This is a genomic window from Desulfoluna sp. (genome assembly GCF_030145185.1).
Classification (GTDB): domain Bacteria; phylum Desulfobacterota; class Desulfobacteria; order Desulfobacterales; family Desulfolunaceae; genus Desulfoluna.
Genome location: NZ_JAQYWB010000034.1, coordinates 55,160 through 61,159 on the forward strand (window position 1 = coordinate 55,160; position 6,000 = coordinate 61,159).

Consider the following 6,000-nt stretch of genomic DNA (forward strand, 5'->3'; position numbering starts at 1 on the left):
CCTACCGCTCATGTACTTGCGACGCACTGTGCGATTCCTTGCACTTCACGCGAATGCGGACGCATTTCAGCCCGAAGTGGCGACTCCCGATGGGCATTCGCAAACCCGCTTTCGAGGTGGCACACCTCGCCGCCCGGCTTTTCTCTTTTTCTCTTTAAATCATCTCCAGAAACGCCTCCACGCGGATTCGGATCTGTTCGGTATCTGACGGCGAGTAGCCGGTGTTGACGTGGAGGACGGGGATGCCGCATTGCCCTTCCAGGGTTTCGGCCAGGCGTGTGTGTTCCACGGTGTAGGGATGGCAGTTCTGGAGGGTGGCGTCGATGACTGCGTCCACGTGGAATTGGTCCACCAGGGAGACAAGAAATTCCAGGCGTTTTGTGTTGGGGCTCATGCAGGCGCAAGGGGTGCCGAGGTAGTGATCCGCCAGGGCGGTGATCATGTCCCTTTCTTTCGTGACGGGGCGGAAGATACTTTTGAGGCCACCGCAGTGTTCCTGGGCCACCACCTGTCCGCCCAGCTCCTCCACGAGTCTCAACACCTTGTCCGATCCGCTTCCCATGGGGCAGCCGGTGATGAGGACCCGGGGGCCGTTGGCTTTCCCGGTCTCGCCGGAGGCGACTTTCTCAATGGTCTGGAGGAGATCATCCAGCATGGCGTTGTAAGCGGGGAGGTCTACGGCCACGTTGCGTGACTCCATGACCGCAAGCATCTCTTTGCCGGACAGGGGCGGCACGGGGCGTGCCATGAGGTTTGAGAGGGCCATAAGTTTTTCATTGCGGGCGTTGATGAGGGTTGTCTCCCGGGTAAGGGCTTCATCGGTGATGGTGACCCCGGTCTGTTCTTCAATGAACGTTTTCAGCCGGGCCACTTCCGCGCGCCAGAAGGCTTTGGCAGAGGTGTTCTCCGCCGCATAGGGCAGCTGCATCACATGGACCGGTTTGAGTTTTGCCATGCGCTCGAACATCTTCTTTTTGCCGTCGCAGGTGGTCTCGCCGATGATGAGGTCGGCGGCCGTAAAGTAGGGGCAGGTTCCAGAGAGGGCAAACCCGTAGCTGGATTTGATTAAGGGGCAAAGGGCCGCCGGGAGTTCGGTTTCCGCTGTGGCAATGGGCTTTTCGCTCTTGCCGCAGAGGCTGACGGGGATCATGCCGGCGGCCCGCACGAGCTCTTCCGGGGCAAAGACGCAGTAGATGCCCGCCACCTTGATGCCGTTTTCCGGGGCCTCGGCAAGATCGCCCTGGCAGAGTTCGGATAAAAGGGAAAAGGGCTTCAGGGCTGCCAGGATATCGGGGTGTGTGGTTCGTTTCATAACTGCCTTCTATGGTTAAAGAACGGGAAAAACAGCCTCCGGCGGCAAGGTGGCGCCACCTTGAAAGCGGGTTTGCGAATGCGCATCGGGAAGCGTTTTTTGACGCTGTAATGCGTCCGCATTCGCGTGAAGGGTGTGGGGGGTACCTTGTACGTCGCACGTACATGAGCTACCGGTGTTTCAGTGTTCATTCATGCGTTACCATGCCCATTCACAACCTGGGATTCAGGAATGGCGAAGCCCCTGTGGCTGAAAATCTTCCGGTCACCGCAGGGTTGTCTGGTTTTATACGTTTGGAACGGCTGCCGGGGTTGATGAGCAGGGCGTGGATGGAGACCGCCCCCATGATGACGACGCCGTAGACCATTCGGGTCCACAGGCCGGACAGACCGATGCTGATAATGCCCGCCTCGATCATGCCGATGATGATGGATCCCACGAGGGTGCCGTAGAGGGTCCCTTTGCCCCCGAAGACCGAGGTGCCACCCACAAAGACGGCGGCAAAGACGAGGAGCATGTAGCCTTCCCCCTGGGTGGGCCACCAGCTGGCCATCTCCATGCAGACCATGGCGCCTGAAAGGCCTGTGACCATACCCATGAGCACAAAAACACCGGTTCGCACCCCTGCCACAGGGATTCCCATCATGCGGGCGGCGTCTGCGTTGTCCCCGCAGAATCTGAGGTGATCTCCAAAGATGTGCCGGTTTAACATCAGCCAGAGGAGCACCATGAGCAGGGCAAACCAGACCGCCTGGGCCGGGAGGACGCCAAACCAGCGGCCCACCATGACATGGTGAAAGGCGGTCTCGCGAATTTCAGCCATATTCACGGCCAGGCCGTCAGCCAGGAGCACGGTGGCCCCGCGCCAGAAGAATTGGGTGCCGATGGTGGCGATGATGGCCGGGACGCCGAACCCTACCACCAGGAGGCTGTTGAGACCGCCGGCAAGGGCACCGGTGAGAATCGCCGCGCCCATCCCCAGGGCCGGGCTTCCGGTCATGATAAAGACCTTGGAGAAGGCAAACCCGCAGGCCGCCATCACGGCGGGAAAAGAGAGGTCCATCTCTCCGGTGATGATGACCAGGGTCATGGCCAGGGCGATCATCCCGGCAAAGGGAATGGTGGAGAGATAGGCGATGTAGATCCTGGAATGGAGAAAGGTACGGGGCGCCAGGGCCATGAACCCCAGGATCAAGACAAGAAAGATGAGGGAAATGGCCCACTGAACCGCGTGAAATCGTATGTGTTCGGAAAGTTTGAGCATATCAGGACCATTTCATGAGGGTTGCGATGAGGGATTCGGGGGTCTCTTCGGCCTTATGGGCCTCATGCACCACCCGGCCATGCTGGATAAAGAGGAAGCGGTCTGCAACCTGATAGACGTGGTGCAGGTTATGGGAGATGAATATTCCAGACTTTCCGTTTTGTTTGAGGGCTTTGGCAAACCCCAGCACCTTATCCACCTCTTTGACGGCAAGGGCCGTGGTGGGTTCGTCTAAGATAACGACTCGGGCGTTGAAATACATGGCCCGTCCGATGGCAAGCCCCTGGCGCTCGCCCCCGGAGAGCACCGACACCGGCGCACCCGCCGAGAGCCCGGCTCCCCGTAAACCCAGGGTTTCGGTTAAGACCCGCATGGCCTCTTTTTTTTCATGGCGTTTTCGGATCAGCCCGAAGGCGTTGGTGCGGTGACGCCCCATGAAGAAGTTTCGCCAGATAGACTGGGATTCTCCCAGGGATTTGTCTTGAAAAACAGTCTCGATTCCCAGTTTTCGGGCAGACTTTACGGTGTGCCTGACCGGGTCAATGGCGTTTCCGCAGAAACGCAGGGCCCCGGTGTCAAAGGATTCCACCCCGGAGAGGATTTTGATCAGCGTCGATTTTCCGGCGCCGTTGTCTCCGATCAGGCCGAGAATCTCATTTTCATGCAAGGTTAGGTCAATTCCGTTTAACGCATCCACCTGGCCGTAAGACTTGGTGATGCCGGACAGTTCAATCAGGGGCGTCATGGGTGATCTCTTAATAAATAAAAAGAAAAAAAAGCAGCCTCCGGCGGCAAGGTGGAGGCACCTTGAAACCTGGTGGCGAATGCATGGAGGCCGTTATTATGCCTTTACTTTCGGGGCATTCGCGCCAAGGGTGAAATCCGGCAACCGTTCTCTAAGGAGACGCCGATTTCATTATTCCGAAAAACGGGGTGTGGGGCTCTCCGATCAACTTGCTGTTTACCGGTATCACGCCCGCGGCCTGGAAATTTTTTACCAAGGGGGCTTCACCATCTATAGACCCCAGGTGGGCCTCCGCCTCGCTGGGGCTCACCGTGTCCTAATGTATAGGAGCGCGGTGAGTTGTCAGTGACTTCGTGTATCACAATCGCATCGAACCTGGGGTACAGGGGATTTATCCCCTGTTATCTGAGGCCTTTTTTGGCGAGGGGGGCGATGAGCTTCAGGTTGTCGGCACCGATGAAGCCGCCGCCGGTGTCGATGTTGAGGCCGGAGAATCCGTATTTTTCAGTCAGGGCGATCTGAAGCACAGAAAAATAGCCCAGGAGGAAGGGCTGGGCGTCGCCGATGAGGTCCACGTAGCCGTTTTGGATGGCGGTGGCGGTTGCAGGCGACAGGGAGAAACCGGCGACATCAATGTCTGAAGGCCTCACGGCGGCGGTCCTGAGAAAATTTTCCATCTGGGCGGTCAAGGCACCGTGGTCCACCACCATGAGCTTGCAGTCGGGGTGGGAGGCCAGGTAACCGGTGACCACCGGGGTGCCCAATGAGGGGTCTTTGTCGATCTCAGGGGAGATCTCGAGGTAGTCCACGACAACGCCGGCTCCTTCCAGGATTTCGAGGATCCCGAGGGCTCGTCGGCCGCGGGTGGGGAGGCGTTTAAGCCCCCAGACAAAGGCCCGGTCGCCCTTTTTAAGGCCGAACCGCTGGAGGCACTCCGCGGCCATGCTTTTGCCCTGGGTGTAGTTGTCGGGGCCGATGAAACCGAAGCCCTCGGCCTGATATTTCCCTTGGGTTTTAGGAAGCGGGGTGTCCACGGTGGTCACGAGGATGCCGCTCTGACGCGCTTCGTTAATAAAGGGGGAAAAGGCCGCATCTCCGGGCAGGCCCATGATCACGATGCCGGTGGGTTTTTCGGCCAGGGCTTTTTTGAAGTTTTCGATCATCTTTTCCGGGCTCCAGTCGGAGTAGACAAAGGTGATCCTGGCACCGATATCACTGGCCGCGGCTTTGGCACCGTTATACACCACCGTGTTGTAGGTGCCGCCCACAGGGCCGCCGGTGTCGAACCAGATGTGCATGCCTTTTCCGGTTTCAGGCATGTTTGCCGCAGAGGCCATGGGCGAGGCGATGAAGAGGAACAGAACAAATGTCAGAAGTCGTTTCAGCATGTCGAGTGTCCTTGGTTTAAAACCTGTTTGTTAAACCCGTTTTTATAAAATCAGGCAAAAGTTTAGTCCCCGGCAGGGCCGCCGGAGGCTTTTTTGCTCTTTTAATTCGCCAGGAGTGCAGCGCCCAGGGCCACCACGGTCTGGGGCGATTCCGGGATCACCACCTCGGTTTGGAGGGCTTCGGCCAGCAGGTCCTGGATGCAGGGGTTTTTGGCGACGCCGCCCACAAAGCATAAGGGGCCGGTGAGGCCCACGCGGCGGATCATGGTGGCAGCGCGTTTGACCACGGAGTCGTGGAGTCCTCTGGCGATGTTGATGGGTTTTTCCCCCTTGGCCAGGAGTGAGGTGACCTCGGATTCGGCAAAGACGGTGCACATGCTGCTTACGGGGACCGTTTTTTCGGCGGCAAGGGCCGCATCGCCGAAGCACGAGAGATCAAATCCCAGGTTGTCGGACATGATCTCCAGAAATTTGCCGGTTCCGGCGGCACATCGGTCGTTCATCTCAAATTTCACCACCCGCCCGTTGGGCCCCACGCGGATGACTTTCACATCCTGTCCACCGATATCAAGGATGGTGGAGACCTCAGGGTAGAGATGAGCAGCACCGGCGGCACAGGCCTTGATCTCTGTGACGGTCTTTGCCTCCATTTGCTGCTCGAAGAGGTTCCTGCCGTAGCCGGTGGCCATCATAATATCCGGGGTCATGCCGTTAAGGATCTCTCTGGCCCGAGTCATGGGCTGGAACCCTGTACTGGTGGTGTCGGAGTGGGTGATTTCTCCGTTTTTCATCACCACCAGCTTGATGGTTCTTGAGCCGATATCTATACCTGCCGAAATCATGGAATAATATCCTGTGAGGTTTAAGGTGATCCGAAAACGATTTAATTTGCGGGTATTCCAACATAACGCGTTGCAAACGGGGGGATGGATTGTGACCCGCTGTGGCTTCGTTCTTTTATGTGGAGCGGGCCTCAGGCGTCAAAGAGATAATATTGATAGGGAGAGGGGGATACTATTCGAATGGTCTATGGCCGGGCGGGTTAAGGAAGGCGTACAGGGGCCCAGGGGATGGAGGAGGGCTTTTCAGGCTGAGTCGATTAACGGATAGGGGGCAGGAGAAGCACATCATCTCTTTGCAGCTCTAACCCGGATATTTCACGAGTTGGGTGCGCTCATATGCAAGGCATCAGAGCTGAAGATGTAGTGGTTTACCTCAAAGCTCTGATAACGCGGCAGATGAGTGCACCCGGCGCGCCCGAAGGGTGAGAAAATCAGACAGAATACCGTGG

At 57.7% G+C, this 6,000-nt stretch carries 5 protein-coding genes; all 5 read right to left on the reverse strand.

Annotated features, from left to right (window positions below):
• Nucleotides 1-154 precede the first annotated feature (154 nt).
• On the reverse strand, nucleotides 155-1,312 hold the full coding sequence (locus Q1Q75_RS12480) for a double-cubane-cluster-containing anaerobic reductase (protein ID WP_300670995.1): 1,158 nt from the start codon (nucleotides 1,310-1,312) through the stop codon (nucleotides 155-157).
• 211 nt (nucleotides 1,313-1,523) lie between these two features.
• Nucleotides 1,524-2,576: an ABC transporter permease gene (locus Q1Q75_RS12485; RefSeq protein WP_300670998.1), complete on the reverse strand. Its 1,053-nt coding sequence runs from the start codon at nucleotides 2,574-2,576 to the stop codon at nucleotides 1,524-1,526.
• Between the two features lies 1 nt (nucleotide 2,577).
• Nucleotides 2,578-3,321: an ATP-binding cassette domain-containing protein gene (locus Q1Q75_RS12490; protein WP_300671001.1), complete on the reverse strand. Its 744-nt coding sequence runs from the start codon at nucleotides 3,319-3,321 to the stop codon at nucleotides 2,578-2,580.
• Between the two features lie 401 nt (nucleotides 3,322-3,722).
• Nucleotides 3,723-4,709: a substrate-binding domain-containing protein gene (locus Q1Q75_RS12495; protein ID WP_300671003.1), complete on the reverse strand. Its 987-nt coding sequence runs from the start codon at nucleotides 4,707-4,709 to the stop codon at nucleotides 3,723-3,725.
• A gap of 101 nt (nucleotides 4,710-4,810) precedes the next feature.
• Complete coding sequence (locus Q1Q75_RS12500; protein ID WP_300671006.1) at nucleotides 4,811-5,551, reverse strand: acyl-CoA dehydratase activase; 741 nt, start codon at nucleotides 5,549-5,551, stop codon at nucleotides 4,811-4,813.
• Between the last annotated feature and the right edge of the window lie 449 nt (nucleotides 5,552-6,000).

Bases quoted from the DNA above. Each gene is read 5' to 3' on its own strand.
- Q1Q75_RS12480 (WP_300670995.1), bottom strand. From the start codon at position 1,312: ATGAAACGAACCACACACCCCGATATCCTGGCAGCCCTGAAGCCCTTT.
- Q1Q75_RS12485 (WP_300670998.1), bottom strand. From the start codon at position 2,576: ATGCTCAAACTTTCCGAACACATACGATTTCACGCGGTTCAGTGGGCC.
- Q1Q75_RS12490 (WP_300671001.1), bottom strand. From the start codon at position 3,321: ATGACGCCCCTGATTGAACTGTCCGGCATCACCAAGTCTTACGGCCAG.
- Q1Q75_RS12495 (WP_300671003.1), bottom strand. From the start codon at position 4,709: ATGCTGAAACGACTTCTGACATTTGTTCTGTTCCTCTTCATCGCCTCG.
- Q1Q75_RS12500 (WP_300671006.1), bottom strand. From the start codon at position 5,551: ATGATTTCGGCAGGTATAGATATCGGCTCAAGAACCATCAAGCTGGTG.